Here is a 1,165-nt window from a genome sequence, read left to right as displayed (position 1 = left end):
CAGGTTACTCGAAGAAGGAATAATGACATTATATAAAAAATAAATAAATACTAATTAACTAAACTTGAAAGAGAAACAGGCGAAATCCATGAGAAGGGTGGCAAGGATATGAAATTCAAAGGCCAGGCTGTCTTGACCTCATTCCTTCGGAAATCGTCGCTAAATTTGAAGCCAACATTCGTTGAGATGAAGTCAAGTTTCCAGAAGGCGAAAGGAATGAAGAAGAAGGCTATGGCAACCATAAGCCTAGTGACAAAAAAAAGGTCGGTTAATGCTAACCGGCCTTTTATGTACATATTCAATTAGGGTTTAGGTTTTTTTGGATTTTGTTAGCGGAATGTTTACTTAATTATTGCGAAAGAAGAACCAGTGGATACATTACCACCGTAATACTCAAAACTATCAGTCCCCTTACCATCGACGGTTCCGGAAACCGAGACATTATTGTAATCTTTGAAAGTACCCTTAGAAAGTTTGATGTACTCGTCGAAATCGATCTGGACATTTTTCTCAGAGTATTTTGAGGTAGAATAACTCTTTGGATTGAATGTCCAGGTAAGATTGATAGATTTAGTACCAGCAGGAGTTTCATCACCTGTGCAATTTCCTTCTTCATCGCAAGTAAAATCAACTTTATATACTTCTACTGTCTGATTCACTTTGGCCGTACCTTTGTTAATGTCAATAACCGCTTTGGTTGCTGGTACTACGGCGCTGCCATAATAGTATTCGTCTTTTTCATAATCATAGGTTTGGTAATAAAGGATGTAAGAATCCTTACCTTCAAAGTTAGTACTAAGGTCTACATTGGTATCGACAGTACCTTCTGACCCATAGAACGAAGCACCTTGATAGGAGCCTTTGTATACAGGGGAATTGCTTTGCGCCATTGCTGGCAGGGCCATAGTTAAAAGGAACACAACCGTCAGAATCAATACTTTCACTTTTCTCATTACGAACCTCCAGTTATTGGAAACCTAAACCGCTGTAATAATTTTACAATATAGAAGAAAAAAAGTATTTAAGTAAAGTTCGACAATTTTCACACTTTGAAGAAAATGATAGGGAGGTGTATTGGGATTTGATGGAAAAAGCTAATTTAATATTCAATTAAAGGCTGTATTTGATCCAGGAGGATTACGGCCTTTTTTGTTGAACTAACGTG

Annotated in this window: 1 protein-coding gene; it reads right to left on the bottom strand. The window is 37.3% G+C overall.

The window, feature by feature from the left end; genetic code table 11:
- Positions 1–341: 341 nt before the first annotated feature.
- Positions 342–953, bottom strand: a complete 612-nt coding sequence (locus ACSU6B_RS29155) for a hypothetical protein (RefSeq protein ID WP_410889958.1) — start codon at positions 951–953, stop codon at positions 342–344.
- Positions 954–1,165 lie beyond the last annotated feature (212 nt).

It is taken from the genome of Neobacillus sp. C211 (assembly GCF_051842875.1).
Taxonomy (GTDB): domain Bacteria; phylum Bacillota; class Bacilli; order Bacillales; family Cytobacillaceae; genus Neobacillus.
The sequence above is the reverse complement of the archived record's forward strand: the minus strand, read 5'-3'. Positions and strand labels throughout refer to the sequence as shown.